The 20,164-nt window shown below is 34.9% G+C and carries 19 protein-coding genes, 1 other RNA gene and 1 pseudogene; 9 read left to right on the top strand and 12 right to left on the bottom strand.

Going from position 1 to position 20,164, the window contains the following annotated elements:
- Positions 1-290 precede the first annotated feature (290 nt).
- The 3 genes from SLH48_RS19165 to SLH48_RS19155 are packed head-to-tail and all read left to right on the top strand — an operon-like array spanning position 291 to position 2,575.
- Positions 291-437: a cytochrome c oxidase subunit 2A gene (locus SLH48_RS19165; protein ID WP_214481230.1), complete on the top strand. Its 147-nt coding sequence runs from the start codon at positions 291-293 to the stop codon at positions 435-437.
- A gap of 18 nt (positions 438-455) precedes the next feature.
- Complete coding sequence (locus SLH48_RS19160; RefSeq protein WP_214481231.1) at positions 456-926, top strand: cytochrome c oxidase subunit II; 471 nt, start codon at positions 456-458, stop codon at positions 924-926.
- Positions 926-2,575, top strand: a complete 1,650-nt coding sequence (locus SLH48_RS19155) for a b(o/a)3-type cytochrome-c oxidase subunit 1 (RefSeq protein WP_320259454.1) — start codon at positions 926-928, stop codon at positions 2,573-2,575. Before SLH48_RS19160 ends, SLH48_RS19155 begins: the two co-directional genes overlap by 1 nt.
- A 139-nt stretch (positions 2,576-2,714) precedes the next feature.
- On the opposite strand, the gene SLH48_RS19150 is transcribed toward SLH48_RS19155, so the two are convergent.
- The 9 genes from SLH48_RS19150 to SLH48_RS19110 all read right to left on the bottom strand — a co-directional run bounded on the left by SLH48_RS19150 (position 2,715) and on the right by SLH48_RS19110 (position 14,317).
- Positions 2,715-4,235, bottom strand: a complete 1,521-nt coding sequence (locus tag SLH48_RS19150) for a carboxypeptidase M32 (RefSeq protein ID WP_320259453.1) — start codon at positions 4,233-4,235, stop codon at positions 2,715-2,717.
- 83 nt (positions 4,236-4,318) lie between these two features.
- On the bottom strand, positions 4,319-6,253 hold the full coding sequence (locus SLH48_RS19145) for an ATP-dependent DNA helicase (RefSeq protein WP_320259452.1): 1,935 nt from the start codon (positions 6,251-6,253) through the stop codon (positions 4,319-4,321).
- A gap of 156 nt (positions 6,254-6,409) precedes the next feature.
- The gene (locus SLH48_RS19140; RefSeq protein ID WP_320259451.1) at positions 6,410-7,549 is read right to left on the bottom strand and encodes a class I SAM-dependent RNA methyltransferase; all 1,140 of its coding nucleotides are present in this window, start codon (positions 7,547-7,549) and stop codon (positions 6,410-6,412) included.
- Between the two features lie 379 nt (positions 7,550-7,928).
- Positions 7,929-8,312: RNase P RNA component class B (rnpB, locus tag SLH48_RS19135), an RNA gene on the bottom strand.
- Positions 8,313-8,380: 68 nt separating this feature from the next.
- Entirely contained in the window at positions 8,381-8,674 is a 294-nt protein-coding gene (gene gpsB, locus SLH48_RS19130; protein ID WP_214481411.1) for a cell division regulator GpsB, read from the bottom strand.
- 149 nt (positions 8,675-8,823) lie between these two features.
- Positions 8,824-9,393 (bottom strand): DUF1273 domain-containing protein, encoded by a 570-nt coding sequence (locus tag SLH48_RS19125; protein WP_214481414.1) that lies wholly within the window; start codon positions 9,391-9,393, stop codon positions 8,824-8,826.
- Positions 9,394-9,719: 326 nt separating this feature from the next.
- The gene (locus SLH48_RS19120) at positions 9,720-9,929 is read right to left on the bottom strand and encodes a CotD family spore coat protein (protein WP_214481236.1); all 210 of its coding nucleotides are present in this window, start codon (positions 9,927-9,929) and stop codon (positions 9,720-9,722) included.
- 609 nt (positions 9,930-10,538) lie between these two features.
- Positions 10,539-11,774 carry a ribonuclease H-like domain-containing protein gene (locus SLH48_RS19115; RefSeq protein WP_320259450.1) on the bottom strand — a complete coding sequence of 412 codons (1,236 nt, stop codon included), beginning with the start codon at positions 11,772-11,774 and terminating at the stop codon, positions 10,539-10,541.
- A gap of 296 nt (positions 11,775-12,070) precedes the next feature.
- Positions 12,071-14,317, bottom strand: a complete 2,247-nt coding sequence (locus SLH48_RS19110; RefSeq protein ID WP_320259449.1) for a DEAD/DEAH box helicase — start codon at positions 14,315-14,317, stop codon at positions 12,071-12,073.
- A gap of 139 nt (positions 14,318-14,456) precedes the next feature.
- On the opposite strand from SLH48_RS19110, the gene SLH48_RS19105 reads away from it, so the two are divergent.
- Entirely contained in the window at positions 14,457-15,149 is a 693-nt protein-coding gene (locus SLH48_RS19105) for a Crp/Fnr family transcriptional regulator (RefSeq protein WP_214481237.1), read from the top strand.
- A 268-nt stretch (positions 15,150-15,417) separates the two neighbouring features.
- Here SLH48_RS19105 and hcp read toward each other — a convergent pair whose 3' ends face one another.
- On the bottom strand, positions 15,418-16,713 hold the full coding sequence (gene hcp, locus SLH48_RS19100) for a hydroxylamine reductase (protein ID WP_320259448.1): 1,296 nt from the start codon (positions 16,711-16,713) through the stop codon (positions 15,418-15,420).
- A 222-nt stretch (positions 16,714-16,935) separates the two neighbouring features.
- On the opposite strand from hcp, the gene SLH48_RS19095 reads away from it, so the two are divergent.
- A complete protein-coding gene (locus SLH48_RS19095; protein WP_320259447.1) occupies positions 16,936-17,403 on the top strand; it encodes an Hsp20/alpha crystallin family protein in 468 nt (155 codons plus the stop codon).
- A gap of 187 nt (positions 17,404-17,590) precedes the next feature.
- Here the strand turns inward: SLH48_RS19095 and SLH48_RS19090 are convergent, their stop codons facing one another.
- Positions 17,591-17,740: a hypothetical protein gene (locus SLH48_RS19090; RefSeq protein ID WP_214481240.1), complete on the bottom strand. Its 150-nt coding sequence runs from the start codon at positions 17,738-17,740 to the stop codon at positions 17,591-17,593.
- A gap of 281 nt (positions 17,741-18,021) precedes the next feature.
- Between SLH48_RS19090 and SLH48_RS19085 the strand changes: the two genes are divergently transcribed.
- Genes SLH48_RS19085 through SLH48_RS19075 form a run of 3 tightly spaced genes read left to right on the top strand, consistent with a single transcriptional unit; the run spans position 18,022 to position 18,752 of the window.
- On the top strand, positions 18,022-18,204 hold the full coding sequence (locus tag SLH48_RS19085; protein WP_214481432.1) for a hypothetical protein: 183 nt from the start codon (positions 18,022-18,024) through the stop codon (positions 18,202-18,204).
- A 17-nt stretch (positions 18,205-18,221) separates the two neighbouring features.
- Positions 18,222-18,473, top strand: coding sequence for a sigma-G-dependent sporulation-specific acid-soluble spore protein CsgA (locus SLH48_RS19080; RefSeq protein WP_214481241.1), 252 nt, complete (start codon positions 18,222-18,224; stop codon positions 18,471-18,473).
- 36 nt (positions 18,474-18,509) lie between these two features.
- Positions 18,510-18,752 carry a hypothetical protein gene (locus tag SLH48_RS19075; RefSeq protein ID WP_320210077.1) on the top strand — a complete coding sequence of 81 codons (243 nt, stop codon included), beginning with the start codon at positions 18,510-18,512 and terminating at the stop codon, positions 18,750-18,752.
- Between the two features lie 146 nt (positions 18,753-18,898).
- Here SLH48_RS19075 and SLH48_RS19070 read toward each other — a convergent pair whose 3' ends face one another.
- Positions 18,899-19,324, bottom strand: coding sequence for a YppG family protein (locus SLH48_RS19070; protein WP_320259446.1), 426 nt, complete (start codon positions 19,322-19,324; stop codon positions 18,899-18,901).
- A gap of 304 nt (positions 19,325-19,628) precedes the next feature.
- On the opposite strand from SLH48_RS19070, the pseudogene SLH48_RS19065 reads away from it, so the two are divergent.
- Positions 19,629-20,164, top strand: a pseudogene (locus SLH48_RS19065) (transposase); the annotation flags it as partial.

Genomic DNA, 20,164 nt, shown 5'->3' with positions numbered 1-20,164 from the left:
CGAAGAGAGCATTTTAATGTCACTTCCAGACCTGTAACTATGACCTTATGACAAAAGTCACAAGCATACAACTCAAATCTATTTAACTATTTCACATTTTTTTCACAAATTGTTTTTATTTTTTGTGATATTTATCACTGATAAATTAATTTATCACTATTATCATAGTGTTTATATTACATATGAACAATTTGTGAAAACCTAATAACTGTATGGATTTTACACATTAGTCTAGTAAGATAATAGTGTAATAATAGGAAATTTGTTCAATAGCGAAGGGAGTGAGAGAGATGCCGAAAACTGAGCTTCAAAATCAAAAAACTAAAATAGAAAGTGAGCCTTCATTAAAAGGAGCGTTAGCTTCAGTAATGTTGTTGGGTTTCTTTCTAATCATTACTTGGTTGGGAGTTTATTTTTTATTTGTAGACCGCTTATAGAAGGAGGGGAATTAGTCGATGCACATGCACAAGTTTGAAAAAATATGGTTGTTATTTGGAGTTGGAACTCTACTTGTCTTCTTAACTGTTATAGGTATTAGCGCATTTTATTTAGGAAACCAACCTCCTAGTTGTTTAACAACAATTGATCCAGAAAAGGTTGACCAAACAGCACCATTTGATAATCCAGGGTTAGTACAAATCGGTGACAATGAATATCAATTAACATTTGTTGCTTCTGCATTTAGTTACTCTCCAACAAAAGTACAAGTACCAAAGGGTGCGAAAGTAAAAATCGTTGCTACAACGAAAGATGTTATTCACGGCTTTGAAATAGCAGGTACAAATGCAAATATGATGCTTGAACCTGGGTACATAAGCGAAGTAACAACTACGTTTGATGAAGTTGGAGAGTATTTAGTTTTATGTAATGAATATTGTGGAATAGGTCATACAAGTATGACTGCAACAATCGAGGTGGTTGAATAATGAGTATTGTTGAAGCGAAAGTTGATCGACGCGATGGAAAATTGGCAATGGCACATATTTATGTCGCATTTATTGCACTAGCACTCGGAGGATTAGCAGGATTATTACAAACACTTGTTCGTTCAGGGAAATTTACTCTCCCTTCATGGCTTGGCTATTATCAAATTTTAACTGTACACGGCGTATTACTTGGTCTTGTTTTAACTACATTCTTCATTATCGGCTTTCAATTTGCCAGCCTAAGTAGAACAGCAGGTGCATTATCCAATAAGGTTCGCTTGACTGGTTGGATCGGGTTTTGGATGATGACCATTGGTACGGCAATTGCCGCAGTATTTATTTTATTGAATGAAGCATCAGTACTTTATACATTCTACGCTCCTTTAAAAGCACATCCAGGTTTTTACATAGGCTTAACTTTGGTTGTTGTTGGTAGCTGGGTAGCTGGATTTGCTATGTTTGCACATTACAGAAAGTGGCGTAAACAACATCCAGGTGAGATTAGTCCACTATTAAGCTTTATGTCTATCGTTAATATGATATTGTGGTTAGTAGCAACACTAGGCTTAGCTGCTACTGTCCTAGTTCAATTTATTCCATGGTCATTAGGTATTGTTGAAACGATTGATGTGTTAGTTAGTCGTACATTATTCTGGTATTTTGGTCATCCACTTGTATATTTCTGGCTGTTACCAGCATACATGATTTGGTATGTTGTTATTCCTAAAGTATTGGGGACTAAAATATTCTCAGATGCTCTAGCTAGAATGTCATTTATTTTATTCTTACTATTCTCTATCCCTGTTGGATTTCACCATCAATTAACAGAGCCAGGAATTGATCCAGCGTGGAAGTTTTTACAAGTCATTTTAACTTTCTTAGTTGTTATACCATCTTTAATGACGGCTTTCTCAATGTTTGCAACGTTCGAATTGTATGGTCGCTCAAAAGGTGCAACTGGGTTATTCGGCTGGGTTAAGAAGCTACCTTGGAAAGATGCACGCTTTTTTGCACCGTTTATAGGAATGTTATTCTTCATTCCAGCTGGTGCAGGTGGTTTAATTAACGCAAGTAACCAATTAAATCAAGTTGTCCATAACACCATTTGGGTAACAGGTCATTTCCATTTAACATTAGCAACAACTGTTTTACTTACGTTCTTTGGTGCAGCCTATTGGTTAATCCCACACATTACAGGGCGTGTAATGACGAAGGCTATGAACAAACTAGCAATCATTCAAACTATTGTATGGGCTATCGGGATGACATTTATGTCAGGAGCAATGCATGCTGCTGGGCTACTAGGTGCTCCACGTCGTTCCGATTATTCAACATACGGCGGCTCAGAACAAGCACTGGAATGGATTCCTTATCAAATCGCGCAAGCAATTGGCGGTTCTATCTTATTCATCGGTATCATCTTAGTACTAATTATTATTACTAATTTAGCATTTTTTGCACCAAAAGGTGAAACTGAATTCCCAGTTGCAGAGGTTACAGAGCATGCCGAAAAAACACCTATGGTTCTTGAAAACTGGAAACTATGGATTGGAATTACTATTTTGTTAATATTATTTGCATATACAATTCCGTTCATAGACATGATTCAAAATGCACCAGTCGGTTCAAAAGGTTATAGATTATGGTAAAAATGTAACAACAAGCGCCTTGTGAAGTCGTGTTAATATACTTCACAAGGCGCTTATTATATGTCTTTTATTTATTACAAAAGCCTCCTTTGTAAAATGACAAAGGAGGCTTTGCTATCTTTCATTTGCTAAACTAACATTAGCTGTTAATTTGATAGACTCTACGGTACTTCTCTTCTAAATACTCGATCAAATGATTTGCATTTAATCCTTCACCTGTTACATCTTGTAGGATTTCAAGTGGTTTTTTAAGTTTACCAAATTGATGTACATGCTCTGTGAGCCATTCGCGAACTGGCTCTAATTCCCCTTTTTCCATTAACTCATCAAAATTCGGAATATCTACAAGCATCGCTTTATTTAGTTGGGCTGCATACATATACCCTAATGCGTATGAAGGAAAATATCCAAACATTCCACCTGCCCAATGCACATCCTGTAGCACTCCTTCTGCATCATTCGAAGGGCGTACACCTAAATATTCCTCATATTTATTATTCCAAACTTCTGGTAAGTCTTTCACTTCAATTTCTCCGTTAAATAATCCTTTTTCAATCTCATATCGAATCATAATATGTAACGGATAAGTTAATTCGTCTGCTTCGATTCGGATTAATGAAGGCTTTGATTCATTAATAGCTTTATAGAAATCTTCTAACTCTATAGAATCAAACTGACCATTTGTATGATCTTTTAATAAATCATAATTCTTTTTCCAGTAAGAATAATTGCGTCCTACAAAATTTTCGTAAAACAGTGATTGTGATTCATGAATGCCCATTGATGTTCCTGAACATAAAGGAGTGCCTGTTAAGTCAGTTGAAATATTTTGCTCATATAATGCATGACCACACTCGTGGATTGTTCCAAAAACCGCAGTTCGGAAATCCTTTTCATCATACTTTGTCGTGATGCGTACATCTCCTGGGTTTAAGCCTGTCGCAAATGGGTGTACTGTTTCATCTAATCTACCAGCTTCAAAATCATAGCCCAATTGCTCTAGAATTGCTAAACTAAATTCACGTTGTTTACCTTTAGGAAAGTGTTCAAACAGGAAGCTCGTTTCAGGCTGTTCTGCTCCAGCAATTTCTTTTACTAATGGGACAATTCGCTCACGGGCTTCATGAAAGACCTTATCTAAAATGTCCACAGTCATACCTGGCTCATAATCGTCAAGTAGAACATCATATTTGTTATCTTTATAACCCCAGTATTCAATAAACCGCTTGTTAAAGTCGACTAATTTTTCTAGGTAAGGCTGGAACATTGAAAAGTCTGATGCTGCCTTTGCTTCCTCCCACACAGATTCAGCTTTTGATTGAAGAATGACAAATTCCTTATACTCTTCTGCAGGAATTTTTTTATTCTTATCATAATGTTTTTTACATTCTTTAAGAGTTTTGATCGTTTTTTCAGATAGCTGCTCTTTAACACCTTGTGACGAGAGCTTCGCAATATAGGAAGCCATTTCTTCAGAAGTAGTCATTGCAAAGATTTCAGATGATAAAGTTCCAATTACCTCAGAACGTTGGGCCACACCTTTTTTCGGAGCGCCTGTGCGTAGGTCCCAATGCATTAATCCAACAGCTTCATTATAGCCAATTATTTTTTTTACATAATCTAAAAATTGTTGTTCTAATTTTAATATATCTTGATTCATGTTGTTCCTCCTTAAACAGTTTTCATTTACTATAATTCTATACAATTATAATAAATCCTTCTAAATCTTACATTTAAATATTCTTAAGATTTTGTAACATTTGTAGGAAGATTTGTTTCTACCTTTGTGATTAATTCTTTATCAATATCACTTGTACAAAAAATTGTCACAACACCCTTATCATGATGAGAACGAACTAAACGTCCAACCCCTTGACGTAGTCGAAGCATCATATAAGGAACATCAATTGACCAAAACGGATCCGCAGATGCTTTACGTTTTGCATTAAATACAGGGTCATTTGGTGGATATGGCAAAGACCAAATAATAAGATTAGACAAAGCTGGGCCAGGTATATCTAAACCTTCCCAAAGATGCTGCGCACAAAGTATAGTATGTTCTTCATTTTGGAATATTGAAACTAGTTCACTAATCTCTCTATCTCCCTCAAATAAAAATGAAAATTCCGTTTGCTCACTACAGTGTTCTTTGAATAACTGTAAATCATGTTTACTATTAAATAATAATAACGCTCTTCCATTCGTTTTCTGTAATTCTTTCAGTGTATACGTAAACTTCTGCTGAAATAAGTTGTCATTAGCTGTTAGGATTGGCATCTTTATCTTCATTTGTTCATCGTAATCAAATGGCGATTCCACTGAAAACGATAAATAATCACGAATACCTAAGCTAGCTGTAACATACTCAAAAGATTGGTTATTTGAAAGTGTTGCAGAGCTAAACACAAACGGAATGTTGTTTGAGAAAACTTTTTCCTCTAGTACATTCTCTACCGATTTTGGCATAATCACAACAGTTGTTTCATCATCGTTTGCTTCAATCCATGTTATAGCCTCATCATTTTCAACCATTAGCTGCAAAGAATATTGCACTTGATCAATATATTCATCAACAATATTCAATTGATACTCTTCAATCGTATATGTTTCACTTTCGAAAACTAGTGCATCTCCAATGGCAATTAACTTTTCGTTTAATTGTTTAGCATAATTAATAATAGAGCCGGATAAAGCAAGGTTCATTCGATGAGACCCTTGTACTTGAACAGCTTGCTCCACTATTGAATCAAAAAATAACTGATTTGTTTCAATCGTCTCTTCTATTAACAATGCAAGCTCTTCTCTTATCTCATTTTCAAGCAGTCGAGTTAATAATCCTTCTAATAATGTTGCTTTTATTTTATAGGTCAACGCCTTTTGTGCCGCAATTTCTAACAGATGCCCTTCGTCAAAAACTACGCTGCTATATTCAGGGAGTAACGGCAATTGCCCTTCTCTCTTACGTGATTCTTTCGTCCAGACATGTTCCATATAAAAGTCATGTGAACAAATAATTAAATCTGTAGCCTTGCGATAATGATCTCTAGACAAAATTTGTCCACATCGATGTCGCTTCTCACAACTTGAGCAATCTTGAAATACATCCCATGAAATCATGTTCCATTCCTCATCAGACAACAGAGGATATTGTTTTCGATCCCCATAAGGTGTAAATTGTTGTAAGGCTGCATGATTATTCACGAATTTCGGTAGAGAATCATAAACATCATTAATATTGTCATGTTCTGAAAAAGTCATTGCATCATCTAGTTTGTTCAAACACAAATATTGATCAGGGGATTTTGCCAGTCTGACATCAATATTCATATTTAATAGTTTTCGAAGTTTTGCAATGTCTCCTTCCTTTTTAACAAGCTGTTCAATTAATGACTCATCAGCACAGCTAATAATTGCGGGTTTACCTGTATACCTTGCGTAACACAATGCATATAATAAATATACAATTGTCTTTCCTGTTCCAACCCCAGCCTCAGCTAATATTATCTTCTTTTCCTTAAATGCACGTTCAAGCTGAAATGCCATGAAAATCTGTTCATCTCTAAGCTCTAAACCTGCTTCGGGTAGTATGTCATAAAACACATCGCCAATCCATTCATTTAATTTATCAAAAAAGTTATCATTCGTTAATACTTGAAAAGGTAGTCGTTCACGAATCATTAATTATATTCCTCCGATATTAAATGTTACAACGATAATGATATTTTAATGAATAATATGCACCGGGTAATGATGCACGTAAAAATTACTCACCTATCATCACCATTTATAGATTTTTCATCTTTTCTCATAGAAGGAGAACACTGTCATTCGTTATTATTTTCTTGGAGATTTAGTTCCCCAATATTGATAATAGTCAGTTCTAATAAAACCGTTAAATAATTTTCTCTTTTTAGTAGCTTTCTTCCCGTATAATTTTTCAAAGTCCGGATGGGAAGTAACGATATACTTTGACCAAGTATCGAGGTCACCAAATACTTTGCCCATGTCTTTGTACATTTGCTCCACTGCTTGTTTTTCACCTATCCGCTCACCATAGGGTGGGTTACCAACGATAACACCATATTGATCCTTAGTCGTAAAATCTCTCACCTGCATTTGTTTAAATGTTATAAGGTCCCCAAGTCCAGCTTCTTCAGCATTTTCATTAGATATAGTAATCATTCTATGATCTATATCATGACCAAATATTTGCAGTGGTTGGTCGTAATTTGCCCTGTCCTCTACCTCTTGACGTGCATCATTCCAAGTGCTTTTACCAATCCAACCCCATTGCTCAGAAACAAAGTCTCTATTGAAACCAGGAGCGATATTTTGCCCGATCAATGCAGCCTCTATCGGTATAGTACCTGAGCCACAAACTGGGTCTACAAACGGTTTATTAGGCTCCCAGTTCGTAAGCAGCACTAACGCGGCTGCTAAAGTTTCTTTCAACGGAGCATCACCTTGTCCAACGCGATATCCACGTTTATGTAATCCAGAACCACTCGTGTCAATTGTTAGCGTTGCGATATCTTTGTGAATAGCAATTTCAACTTTATATAACGGTCCAGTTTCTGCTAACCAGCCAGCAGATCGATAATGTTCCTTCAAGTTTTCAACTATGGCTTTTTTCACGATACTTTGACAATCAGAAACACTAAACAACTTTGATTTAACAGATTTCCCACTTACAGGAAACTCACCATCTTCAGGTATAAAGTTGCTCCACTTTAAAGCTTTAGTCCCTTCAAATAAGTCTTCAAAAGATGTCGCTTTGAACTCACCAACTTTTATTTTAATTCTATCAGCGGTACGTAGCCATAAGTTTGATCTACATATAGCCTTTTCGTCACCTTGAAAAATGACTTTACCGTTTTCTACTGTACATTCGTAGCCAAGACTGCGTACTTCCTTTGCAACGATAGCTTCTAAACCCATTGCAGCGGTTGCAATAAGTGTATAAGTATTGTTCATGTCATCACCCTATTTTCTAGAATTACTCGCTTAGTTCAATTTAAAATCAATTTATCACTTAGCCCTTCCAACAGCTAAGTTATTTACGATGGTATAATCAACCTACTGGATGAACAGTTTTTAAATAACTCTTATTGATCATATCCAAATTTCCTCATTATCATAACATCTACTTAAGCTCTATACGCAAACTTTGTTGCTATTTTTTTAAAATTTATCGTACTATGAAATACTCAATGCTGGTATACATTAATTATATTTTTTTGATCAGCAACAGCATACGGACATACTTTTTCTTTAAGGTCATCCACATAACAAAAGCTCTCCATGTTAGGAGAGCTGTTAAGTCTAATCTAATTAACTCAGTTCATTAATAACGTTCTGTAAGCCATGTTTTGTTCCTTGTACTACAAACGGCCAACGCCTCGTACCAAGGTGGTAATCATCTATCTACAGGTAATTACCTGTCCTTCTTCTCGTTCATTTTCTCAAAGAAGGTGCCCCTACCATAATTTGGGTTTCTCGCTCGTGGGGTTTACCTCGTTCCACTCTTGCAATTTCTTGCAAGATTTCGTCACTGTGGCACTTTAAAGGTATTCTAACCATATCTAAGAAGACTTAGGTTATTTCCCTGCCGTTAGTTAGTATTACACTAACTACCCTAGCTTATTTATTCACTAGGCACGAACACTACGAGCATCTCAGCTCGTGCGAGCATGGACTTTCCTCTACACATGAACATGTGCAGCGATTACCCGAACGTTATTAACGCGTAACATTAATTATAGTAAATAACATAGTAAATAGCAATAGTTTTTATATGGTAATCATTTACTCGTATAATTTACTACCGAACACATGCTTTTCAAGACTCGATAATCTTTGTAAAATATCAAAATTTGTATTTCCAGTCGGTACACTTTGTTTTTTAGATGTATCATCTACTTGACGCTTCAAGCGCAAATTTTCTTGTTGTAGTTCTTCAATAATTTGATGAAATGATTCATAATCTTTAATGATGAAGTCTAAAAATTTATCTACGTCTTCTTGTTTATAGCCTCTCATCGCTGTTTTAAATTCTTTTTCCAAAATTTCTTTAGCATTTAGTTTAATTCGTTCTAACATCGTTTTCACCTCTACATAATTCCCCATTCTTCCACTTCTATTTTTTCAAATGAAAGAGCAATTGTCAATTTGTCTTTTGCATATGTTGTTTCGTATTAGTATTTTTTTGTCCTAATAAATTAACACGGACCTCAATTAGCATTCTACCCCTAAAATTCCTCATTCCAAGGATTATTCATTAATGATTCTTCTTCAGCAACTAAGTGAAGATCATCAAAATTTATAATAATTATATCATAATTGTCCGTATCTCTTCTATTTTTTGCAACATTAAGCAAATATGTAGGACTTCCTTGCTTATCTTCATCAAATACAGCGAGTAATGCATCACTTTTATTTACCAAAAAAAGGTTTTTCTGACGGAATTGGCTTGGATTTTCATATGATCGGTTCGAAATACTTTCAACAAAGTCCGCTTGAGATAAAATTAATTCGTAATATTCTTTATTTGCTTCATTCCAATTCACTTCTTGCTCAAGAAATGGTGTAAGAATTGCAAGCTTAAGGTGTGGATAGTCTTCCTGCAAAGCATACACTGTCTCTGCAGCCCATAGTTCAACACCGAGCTGACCACTGATTAATACCCATTCAAGTCCATTATCAAGAAGTGAAACTAAACGACTTTTAAGTGCTTTCTTTATAAAATTTACCGCAGGATGATCATTAGAAAAAATCCCAATTTCATAGGGCTTATATCCTGAAACGACTAAGACTTTGATCAAAATTCATTCTCCTTTAGGAAAAACATCATTTCTATGATCACTTAATAATGAGACTAGGAATGACGGCCTGCTAAAATAGCCCCATATTGCTATGGCTCTAAAAAGCTGCTGTTAGGCTTTTATTCAAACTTTAATTTTATTCATACAATATTGACAACAAAACGACGCTATTAGCATATGTATCGTGTTATAGAAAAAGATACAACGAGTTATATAGTATTTATTTTTACGTAGGACTATGAGCAGATAATGATCTAACATCATCGACCTTTAAAAATAGGGACGGTATAGCACCGTCCCTATAATTTACTCTATTCAAATTCTTATCTTCCACAATTAAATTGTTGATTAGAAACTTCATTGACTACAGACTCTGTTTGTGGATAATAATGTTGATGCTGATACAATACATGATTTACATGCTGTACGTGACTAGGATGAATGTGCGGGACAATAAATGTGCAATAGTGATGTTGGACACAGCATTTTGTTGGATGAACAATCGGTGGCTGTACAATTGGTCTAGGTTGCATCTCCTTATCTCCTTTCATATGCATATGTTACAATAACAGCCTATGAAAAAATGGGTAAACATGTACTAATGAATACACCTAATTTAACCACTATATTTTAAAAAGATTTAACTTTCTAAAACGCCCACATTACACATGATCATATGCTTTTGGTATATGTATATCCTTCTTTAGCCAAAATTAGCAGTAAGTCACAGTAGACTTGTTTTAAAATTGCTCATAATAATGACTGTTAAGCATATTACAACAAAAAATAAATAAACGATTTTCTTATACATGATCCATATTCTCTCCATTATGTATTTTAAAGCTCTATGTTGTCTTTAGGCTCAGCTCTATTCAAACTTTATTGCCATATGAAACAGCTTCATCAGTTGCAGTGTTGCTTGTTAACAATTATAAGTGAATAGAGCATAGAGCGTGTAGTTTTATTAATGAATATTTTATCATGTTTTAATATGAACACAACAGTCTTAAGTAAGGTGAGTATTTCCCTAGATCAATAGCTACGACACAATTTATTATACAATGAATTTGTTGTCGATTTGTTTTATTTATAATGCCGAATAAACTCTCTTTTTGCGCTTTCCACGGAAATAAATAGGGTCGTTATTTCCCCTTCTTTTCCAGCCTGCTAATACGCTTTAGTAATTCAGCTTTCTTGTTTTTTTTATACTCGTCCTTGTCACTAGTGATGTTATATGCAAGCCTCGCATATTCTAATGCAATGTCAATTTCTTTAAATTGATGCTCATACACTTTTGCTAATTCAACAGCAGCTTGTATTAGTAACGACATATCATTTGATTCGACTAGCTGTTTCCACAAGTCGATTGCTTTTTTTACATTCTTTTCTCTTTTATATATCATGGCTAAATTGAACTTAGCTTTATCAGAATGCTCATCTTCACTAGTAGCAATGGCTTTATATTTATGACTAGCGCTTTGCTTTTCCCCAAGAGTATCTAACCAACGGGCAATTTCAAACTGTTCGTTGGGGTTTTTCAAATTGTAATTAGCTAATAATTTTTTTGAGAGGTGTATATATAATGAGATTAAAGAAAGGACATCTGTTTCATTATGGCGTAGCACAGAGAAAATCCCTGTTGGGTTTTTATTTTGCAAAAAATCAAAGTACAGCAAAGGTGCTAAATATCCGGGAGTATCTTTCCCTCTGTTAATCACAAGCTTTTCTTTTTCCACTGTAGTTAACCTTACATTCTCCAATTCATTCTTCCACAACCTTCGAGATGCATGAAATAAATCAAAATGGCCGAACTCTGGTAATTTAGGAACAGACTCCTTAATTAATGTATGTCGTGTCTTCACCTGTGGCCAATCAAACGCTTTACCGTTATATGTTACTAATGTAGTATAATCTACATTTGTAAGAAAGCTTTGATAAAGAGCTACTTCATTTCCAGGAGCAGGCAAAAAATGTTGTCTTATTTTTACCTCGTCCTGAAACACTCTAGCATATCCTAACAAAAATATCGTATTTCCTACTCCACCACCTAATCCAGTTGTTTCAGTATCAAAAAAGAACAAATCATGTGGTTGCTTATTTTTTGCTGAAAGAGGGTGTTGAATGTGATGACTTTGCCACATCTCAATTACCTCATGGAGCTCAGCAAACGAGTGTTGACCATGTTTATACCCTATTGGATATGAAACTTCTCTGATAAGACAGTGTTGATCATCAAAAAAATATGGATTTGCCGCAAAAGAAGTCCATTGTTCAAGAAATGGTATAGTATGATCGTCTGTCTTTGAACTTTGGCTATTCTTCTCACTTTCGTTGACAAGGTGTTTCTTATATAAATTAAGTTTGTTTTTAATAGACATAAATAATACTACTTGTAACAACGTAAACAAATGAATGACCATTTGATTTATGTTATCACCGTATGTTCACCTGCCTCATATCTAATACGAACATAGCCATGAATGCTCTAGAAGTCACATGACAAATAAATAGCTTAAGCTGTTTTGGCATTGATTGTCGCTGTTCGTTCTAAGCATTAGCACGTTTTCACCTCGTGTTCGTGGGAGCTTTTCTACTATTACGATTATTGAGCTCTATTAAAGCTCATTTAACAGTCATAGTAACATAGCAATAAAGTTTACGTAAGAGTAATAGGTTAAAATTGTTCTAGCATGTTAAGCACCGCTCTCTTGCGGTCGTTACCCCCTATTTCGATACCAATACAGGATGGACAACCTTCCTCACAAGGACAACGTAATATTAGGTTTCTCGATGCTTTAATGATTAAGTCCTGACTTTTATAGACCTCTTCTGCTAATCCTATTCCCCCTGGGTAATGATCACAAATAAAGATTGTTGGTTTTCCTGTATGTGTGGCTTTAATTTGTGATACTACATGGAGATCATTACGATCACACATGACGTGGATAGGTATAATATGGCTAAATACATTTCTAATCCCAAGTAAAATTTGCTCCAACGCTTTTTCATCTTCGTTATTTTCAACTTTTTGGATTTCAAGCCATGTAGCACTCGTATGTAATTCTTCTTCGGGTAAATGAATTGGGCCAGAGCCTACATTCTCAAATGAAGACAATTTAATTTTCTTAAATATCGTTGGTCGAGCATTAATTGTTACATCTCCATAATTCATTGTAGTTGTTTTTCTATTCTTTGTTTGATCTATTTCCAATACTTTTAATTGTATAGCTAAATTAGCGTCAGTGTAATATTCTACATCCACTTTCTTTACGTACGCTTTCTTATGTTCCCAGTCTAGTTTTTCTACCTGATGTTGGATCCCTTCATGTATATAAATCGCTTCGTCATGTAAAAGAGTCATAGCGCTAAAACGATCCATTTCGCCAATGATTTTAACATCGGCAATATTTGATTGATCGATAATAACGACATTCTCTTGTGATGCCGACCTCAGACTAATATTGCTTGCTGGAAAGGATTGATTCGCCCAATAAAATTTCTCACCATTACGATACAACACGCTTTCATCGACTAAATATTCCATTATTTCCACCACATCTTGTTTCCCAAATTGTTCATTCTCTCTAAAGGGTAATTCATAAGCTGCACATTTTAGATGGTCAACTAGTATAATTAAATTTTCTGGATTGATTCTTGCAGATTCTGGTGATTTTTCAAAGAAGTAGTTTGGGTTGTTCACAATATATTGATCAATTGGAGTAGAGTTAGCTACCATAATAATAAGTGCTTCACTGTGACGGCGACCTGCACGTCCAGCTTGCTGCCACGTACTTGCAATACTTCCAGGATATCCTGTCATGACACACACTTGTAACTGCCCAATATCGACCCCCAATTCCAAAGCATTCGTACTCACTACACCCATTATATTCCCATTGCGTAGACCTTGCTCAATTTCTCTTCGTTGCTTCGGTAAATAACCGCCTCTATATCCTCTAATAGATCTTGAACCGAGTTCTTTTTTTACTAGTTGTTGGATATGACTTAATAAAATCTCAACACGTACTCTACTTCTTGCAAAAACAATTGTTTGAATATGATTTTTTAAAAATCTTTGTGCAAGATCATTGACTTCAACCGTTGCACTTTTTCTAATGTTTAAAGGTTTATTTACAACAGGCGGATTATAAAAAACAAAATGCTTCCTGCCACTAGGTGCACCGTTGTCATCAATTAAGGTCATTGTGCTTTCTGTTAACCTTTCAGCTAATTCCTTAGGGTTTGCTATAGTCGCTGAAGTACAAATAAAGATCGGATCACTACCATAAAAATTGCAAATTCTTTTAAGCCTGCGTATGACATTCGCGACATGACTTCCAAACACACCGCGATATGTGTGTAATTCATCAATCACGATATATTTTAAGTTTTCAAAGAGACTAACCCATTTTGTATGATGAGGAAGTATAGCTGAATGTAACATGTCAGGGTTGGTGATGACAATATGTCCAGCTTTTTTTACTTTTTGTCTAATCGTCGGAGAGGTGTCACCATCATAAGTAAAACTTTTTATATCAATCCCCATTTCTGAAATGATCTCATTTAATTCACTCTTTTGATCTTGCGCTAACGCTTTAGTAGGGAAAATATATAATGCGCGGTTCATTTCATCTTGTGCAACAGCTTGAAGAACTGGAAGATTATAACATAATGTCTTTCCAGATGCAGTTGGGGTCACCGTTACAATATTCTGTCCATCTTGAACTGCTTCATATGCCGTACATTGATGTGTATATAATGAGTTTACACCCCTATTATGTAAAGCTGTTTTAATTCTGGAGTCAACACTGTCAGGTATCCTCATTGTTTTTTCTTTCTCTGGCTCTACCTCATGCCAATGTATAATATTATCATTTACTTTTAGTTCGTCAATAATGTCGGACAGCGACTTTTTATTCACTACCTGTTCACCGCCTATTTTAATAAATATCACATCTATTTTATTGTAACGAATAAACGTTCGCAATGAAAGTTTTTAGTCGCCAAATTATAAAATCTGTTAAAATAAATATAATGAAAATACTGTGGAGTGGAAACAAATGAATAAACAAACTATTGAAGACGTTTTAAGAAATGTACCTTTATTTAAAGAACTTATAAATACTGAATTAAAGGAAATTGTAAATATTGCAATCACCAGAACGTACCAAAAAGGGACTCATATTTTCATGCATGAAGACCCGTTAGATTATGTGTATTTTATACATACTGGTAAGGTAAAGATATATAAAAATGATATTCAAGGGAAAGAACAGATTGTATCTGTATTAAGTGATGGAGATATGTTTCCACACGTAGGTTTTTTTAGAAAAGGCAATTATCCAGCTTCGTCATTCGCTGTCGAAAGTACTGCTGTTGTAGCAATTTCTATCTCTAATTTTGAACAATTACTTTTACAACATCCAGAAGTTTGTATTAAACTATTTAGAGTGATGGGTGAAAAAATTATAGATTTACAAAAGAGACTTGAAGAACAAATTTTAAATAATACATATGAACAAATCGTTAAGCTGTTATTAAGACTTTCAGAAACTCACGGAACGGAAGTTGATAACCATACTAGAGTGCTGTCGACCCAATTCACCAATAAGGAACTAGCTAATATGATTGGTACGACTAGGGAAACAATAAGTAGAACGATCACAAAGCTTAAAAAACAAGGATATATTACAGTGAATTGCGATGGCAACCTTGTTATTGATGTAAGCAAGTTCGAATCAGAAATCTTGTGAGTTAAAGGCTAAAAGCTCTTTTTAAAAGCGATTACGAAATGGACAATAAGGTAAAGTTCTATATGAAGTCCAAAACTTTGAAGATAGAAAAACATCCGAATCGCAGGTTATATACAAATTTAGCTCTTTTACGAAAACAACAATTAATGCAAAGACAACCAAAAAGATGAGTTGCTAGAGCAGCAACTCATTTTTCATGTTCCCAAACTGTTATTACTCAGAGTGAGTGTAAATTGGTCATCCGAAAAAACAAACTTACCTTAGTGAACTAAATGGTTAAGGATAACATTTGTTCCATATCGTCCTGCGCATTATCAATTAATTGGAGGTTGAATGTTTCTTGTAAAACGTTCAGGACTCCCTCAGAAATAAACTCTGGTGGCTTAGGCCCAATGCGAATATCTTTAATGCCTAAACTAAATAAACCAAGTAAAATTGCTACGGCTTTTTGTTCGAACCAAGAAAGAACAATACTGATTGGTAAATCATTTACTTCACATTGAAAAGCATCAGCTAAAGCAAGTGCTATTTTTACCGTTGAGCCTGAATTATTACATTGACCTAAATCAATATAGCGAGGAATTTCTGTCCCTGGTACCGTGCCATAGTCTACATCATTAAAACGAAACTTCCCACAAGATGTAGTTAAGATAACTGTTTCTGGTGGCAAAGATGTAGCTAGCTCTCGGTAGTACTCTCCACCTTTTCCTGGAGCATCGCATCCAGCTATAACAAAAAACCTTTTAATTTTGCCATCCTTAACTGCTTGGATAACTTCAGGTGCCAAGCCTAATACTGTTTCATGATGGAAGCCGGTTACTAATGTTTGTTCTGATTCAATGTTTGCATCTGGTAATTGGAGTGCTCTATTTATTAAAGGAGTGAAATCATCATTCTCTATTTTTTGAACATTTTCCAAGCCAGCTACTTCATATGAATACATTCGATCTGCATACGTACCCTTAATCGGCATTACACAGTTTGTGGTTGCTAAAATAGCACCAGGAAACTTTTCAAATAATCTACGTTGATCATACCATGCTTTTCCTATATTCCCTTTTAAATGCTGATATTTTTTTAATTCTGGATAACCATGTGCAGGGAGCATTTCTGAGTGAGTATAAATGTTTATCCCTTTCCCTTTTGTTTGCTCAAGCAACTCTTGCAAAGCAAATAAATTATGACCAGTTACTACGATACACTTTCCTTCAATTTTATTTTGAGAAACTGTTATTGGCTGGGGTATACCTAAACGTTCAGTATGAGCTTTATCAAGTACGTCCATGATACGAACTGCTGCTTGCCCTACCTTCATTGCCATATCAATATGTTCTTCAACATTAAAATTTGAATTCGTTAACGTCATATAAAGTGCTTCATGAGTCGTTGCATCAACAAATGGATCGGTATATCCAAGTTGATTAGCATGTGTCCGGTATGCAGCTATGCCCTTTAAACCAAATACGATTGTATCTTGTAAGCTTGCGATCGTTTCATCCTTTCCACATACACCAACCACTTTACACCCTCCTGATGGAGTTTGTTCACATTGATAACAAAACATGTCTATCTCCCCTTTAAAAACGGAATTTTCATGTTTTAGCATACATCTTTCGCATACTATCAATTGTGATGTTAATCACTTTTTTGCATAATTTACAAAATGTTCACATTTATACCATTTTTTCATTACATGACATGAGATACTTTGTGTGTTTTTTTGTGCCCTTTCCGAACGAAGCGCATAAGTTATAGCGAATAAACTTTTTTAATTGAGGTGAAAGTTGTGAGTTCAGACAATAATAAATTATCTAAAAATCTAGAGAACGAATTCAATGGCTTAATCAAATCGATGAATGAATTCATTAGTGAAAATCCTTTTAAACGGATATTTGAGTCTCTTGATGACCTACTTAGAGAGCCCCTCTTCATTCAACAAATACCTATACGAACATTTGAAACAGATAAAGAGTATGTTATTAATGCAGAATTACCTGGTGTTAAGCGAGAGCAAATAAGCCTTGAATTCTTCGAACATTATGTAACGATCTCACTTAATAACAGCGAAATAATTGAAGAGTCAAATGATAAACAACAAACATTCCAAAAAATGCATACATTCCAACAGGCTTCAAGAACCGTTCACGTTCCCTACAAAATCCCAGAGCAAAACGTAACGGCAACATTTAGGGACGGCCTACTAGATATACGTATTCCACGCCAACAACGCAAGCGGATATCCATTCAGGAATAGAACAGCTCTTTCGTAAACCTTCTTGCTATTAAACAGAATGATGAGTATAAATACAACTCAATAATTCTAAGAGTAGATAAAGTTCCACGAACGCTAGTGTATGTATATCAAAGAAGAAGTGAAAAAATCAATACTATATAAAAAAGCAGCGAAGAAAATATTCATTCGCTGCTTTTTATGTATTCCATTAGGAATTTTTGTGAGATTCACTTCCGTATTTCGGATTATTTTCTGGAGTTGAATCATGTTGAATGGACTGCTCATTAGCAAATTCAGTCTCATTCCTATTGTTCGGATATTTATTTTGTCTCTTTCGGTTATTGTTTTGATTAGTCATTCATATTCCTCCTAGTTATCGTTTTTATTATTCATTTCCTTTTTAGGACGTTTTTGTGTAAATTGGTTTCCAAATTCCATGTTTGTTTTTTGTGGTTTATTTTGCTTCTTTGTCACCTATGCTCCTCCTTTTTCAATTCATTTGGAGCAACGGATTGACATGACCTTTGCTCCAATACATAGTCTGTGACGCATGAAAAAAGATTATACACCTCATATTTCATACTATAAATTACATATTTTTAAAAATTAAAAGCAAGTTATATGTAGGAGGTGGATGTAGTGAATAAAAAGAATGAAAATCCAGAACATATACAAACTGAAACTCATCTAGACCCATCAGAAGAGCCAAGATTAGTAATCAAGACAAATCTTGATCCTGAAACGAGTGTTGAGGAAAATCCCTATTATAATGAAAATGTGAAAGATGTTGAAGAGTTTACGGAGTATTTTGATAAAACATAAAAGGTGTGTCAAACATTATGGATAAGACATTAAGATATTTACAAGAAACATTATCAAACTATTTAGATAAACACAATATATCGGAACAAATATATGAAAAACTTCTTGCAAAAACGTATCGCAGTGAAGGGGATTTTGTTAAAGAATTAAATGAAGAAGAAATATCATTTTTAGATGAGGTTTTACCTGATGAAATAATATATGCTTTAGATGAACAAGATTTCAAACGTGTAGAGCAATTGAATGAGGTTTATGAGTTACTGTATTAGTAATAATGAGTAGTCAATAATAAAGGTCATGGGGTGATGAAGCTGACACGTAACAATGATAATTTTATTAATATTAAATTTCAAGATGGTGCTATCGATAAGAATGGGATAAACGGTTGTCAAGTAGAAGACGTTCTTCCTATCTTAATCAATAAGCTTAAAGCATTTCAAAATGGCGATTTTCACAGCATGGAAAATTCACTAGCCATTTCAAATCTAGAAGCAGCTAACTATGCTTTACATTGTAGACGTGAAAGAGTTGAATTAGAAAAACATTAGAGCAGAGAGGATGACTTACAGGGCAGAAATTCCCCGAACCAATATAGCTTCTGCCCATTTAACAAAGAGTCATCCTATCAATTAGCAGTTAACCATTTTCTCAAGGTTCAAACTACGTTCGGAACATTTCTATGCGGCAAAGATGGTCATAGATTTATTAATGATGAAAAACCTTTAAAAGCAGAATTAAACTGATTCATCGCCCCCATCATTTGTCCTGCTGTATTCATCATCTTACTATAGTCATAAGAACCGTCATCTTTTTTGAAATGATTCATGATAGATCCGAAACCAGGCTGAGGTTGCTGCATATTAGGTTGTTGTAATGGGTATGGTGTTGGATACGGCTGAAACGTATTTGGTCTTGGTCTTGGCCTTGGCCGAAACGGTGTTACAGGAGCGGCAGGAATTCCTGGTGAAATTGAAAATGGTGCAAATGGTGTCGTAGGTGGAATTGGACTAGTAGGTTGAAAAGGTACAAAAGGCCCTTGCGAAAATGGTGGTCGTGGAACTGGTGGTCGCCAAACTGGCGGGAATGGGTACCTATTGTTTCTTTGATGCATCACACTCATTGCTATTTCCCTCCATAGGAATTAATATTGGCCTTAATAATGTATGTCAAATCAAGATGTGTTGTGCTGAAATTCGTGTGGAGAAAAGAGCCTCATTTCTGATTCAAGGCTACGAGCCTAAACACAGCTACTTCACAAAATTGAAAGGAGGCTGGGACAAAACTCACTTCTGTAATGAAAAAGCCGTTGAAATTTTACGACGAGTAAAATTTCAACGGCTTTGTTTGTTTTTTAAATAAAAATAAGGACCACTTCTGATAAAATAAAGTTACCACACAAAATTTCATCTGAAAGAAGGGTCCTTATGTTTAAAAATTATATCATGAATCAACTAGTTTTGCCGTTAGATTTAGAAGTAAAATTACAAAACAATGATATTGCTTTCCATGTCCATAATCTAGTTGAAAGTATTCCTCATAAAGCTTTCGAACCATTTCTCCGAAATGAGGGTTGTCCTGCCTATCATCCACGCATGATGCTTAAAATTATTTTATGTGCCTACACGCAATCTGTCTTTTCTGGACGCAAAATTGAAGCCCTATTAAGAAGCGATTTTTATTGATGGTACAAAGATTGAAGCAAATGCGAATAAATTTACGTTCGTATGGAAGAAATCCATTGATAACTATCATAAGAGTTTAATTGAAAAGTCAAACCAATTGTACAATGAGTTACTTAAAAATGCAATCATACCTGAAATTGAACGTGAATCCGCTGAGCAATTATCATTGGAAGAGCTCGCTCAATTGGTTCAAAAAGTAGACGATGTCGTAACTGAGTATGATAAACAAATTGAAGATACGTCAGACGTTTCAGAACGAAAAGCCTTAAGAAGTGAAC

The sequence above is a fragment of the Cytobacillus sp. IB215316 genome, assembly GCF_033963865.1.
In the GTDB taxonomy this organism is placed as follows: Bacteria; Bacillota; Bacilli; order Bacillales; family SM2101; genus Nanhaiella; species Nanhaiella sioensis.
The sequence above is the reverse complement of the archived record's forward strand: the minus strand, read 5'-3'. Positions and strand labels throughout refer to the sequence as shown.

Bases quoted from the DNA above. Each gene is read 5' to 3' on its own strand.
- hcp (WP_320259448.1), bottom strand. From the start codon at position 16,713: ATGTTTTGTTATCAATGTGAACAAACTCCATCAGGAGGGTGTAAAGTG.
- SLH48_RS19160 (WP_214481231.1), top strand. From the start codon at position 456: ATGCACATGCACAAGTTTGAAAAAATATGGTTGTTATTTGGAGTTGGA.
- SLH48_RS19105 (WP_214481237.1), top strand. From the start codon at position 14,457: ATGAATAAACAAACTATTGAAGACGTTTTAAGAAATGTACCTTTATTT.
- SLH48_RS19090 (WP_214481240.1), bottom strand. From the start codon at position 17,740: ATGACTAATCAAAACAATAACCGAAAGAGACAAAATAAATATCCGAAC.
- SLH48_RS19140 (WP_320259451.1), bottom strand. From the start codon at position 7,549: ATGAACAATACTTATACACTTATTGCAACCGCTGCAATGGGTTTAGAA.
- SLH48_RS19150 (WP_320259453.1), bottom strand. From the start codon at position 4,235: ATGAATCAAGATATATTAAAATTAGAACAACAATTTTTAGATTATGTA.
- gpsB (WP_214481411.1), bottom strand. From the start codon at position 8,674: ATGTTAGAACGAATTAAACTAAATGCTAAAGAAATTTTGGAAAAAGAA.
- SLH48_RS19165 (WP_214481230.1), top strand. From the start codon at position 291: ATGCCGAAAACTGAGCTTCAAAATCAAAAAACTAAAATAGAAAGTGAG.
- SLH48_RS19075 (WP_320210077.1), top strand. From the start codon at position 18,510: ATGAAGCTGACACGTAACAATGATAATTTTATTAATATTAAATTTCAA.
- SLH48_RS19080 (WP_214481241.1), top strand. From the start codon at position 18,222: ATGGATAAGACATTAAGATATTTACAAGAAACATTATCAAACTATTTA.
- SLH48_RS19115 (WP_320259450.1), bottom strand. From the start codon at position 11,774: ATGTCTATTAAAAACAAACTTAATTTATATAAGAAACACCTTGTCAAC.
- SLH48_RS19145 (WP_320259452.1), bottom strand. From the start codon at position 6,253: ATGATTCGTGAACGACTACCTTTTCAAGTATTAACGAATGATAACTTT.
- SLH48_RS19155 (WP_320259454.1), top strand. From the start codon at position 926: ATGAGTATTGTTGAAGCGAAAGTTGATCGACGCGATGGAAAATTGGCA.
- SLH48_RS19120 (WP_214481236.1), bottom strand. From the start codon at position 9,929: ATGCAACCTAGACCAATTGTACAGCCACCGATTGTTCATCCAACAAAA.
- SLH48_RS19070 (WP_320259446.1), bottom strand. From the start codon at position 19,324: ATGAGTGTGATGCATCAAAGAAACAATAGGTACCCATTCCCGCCAGTT.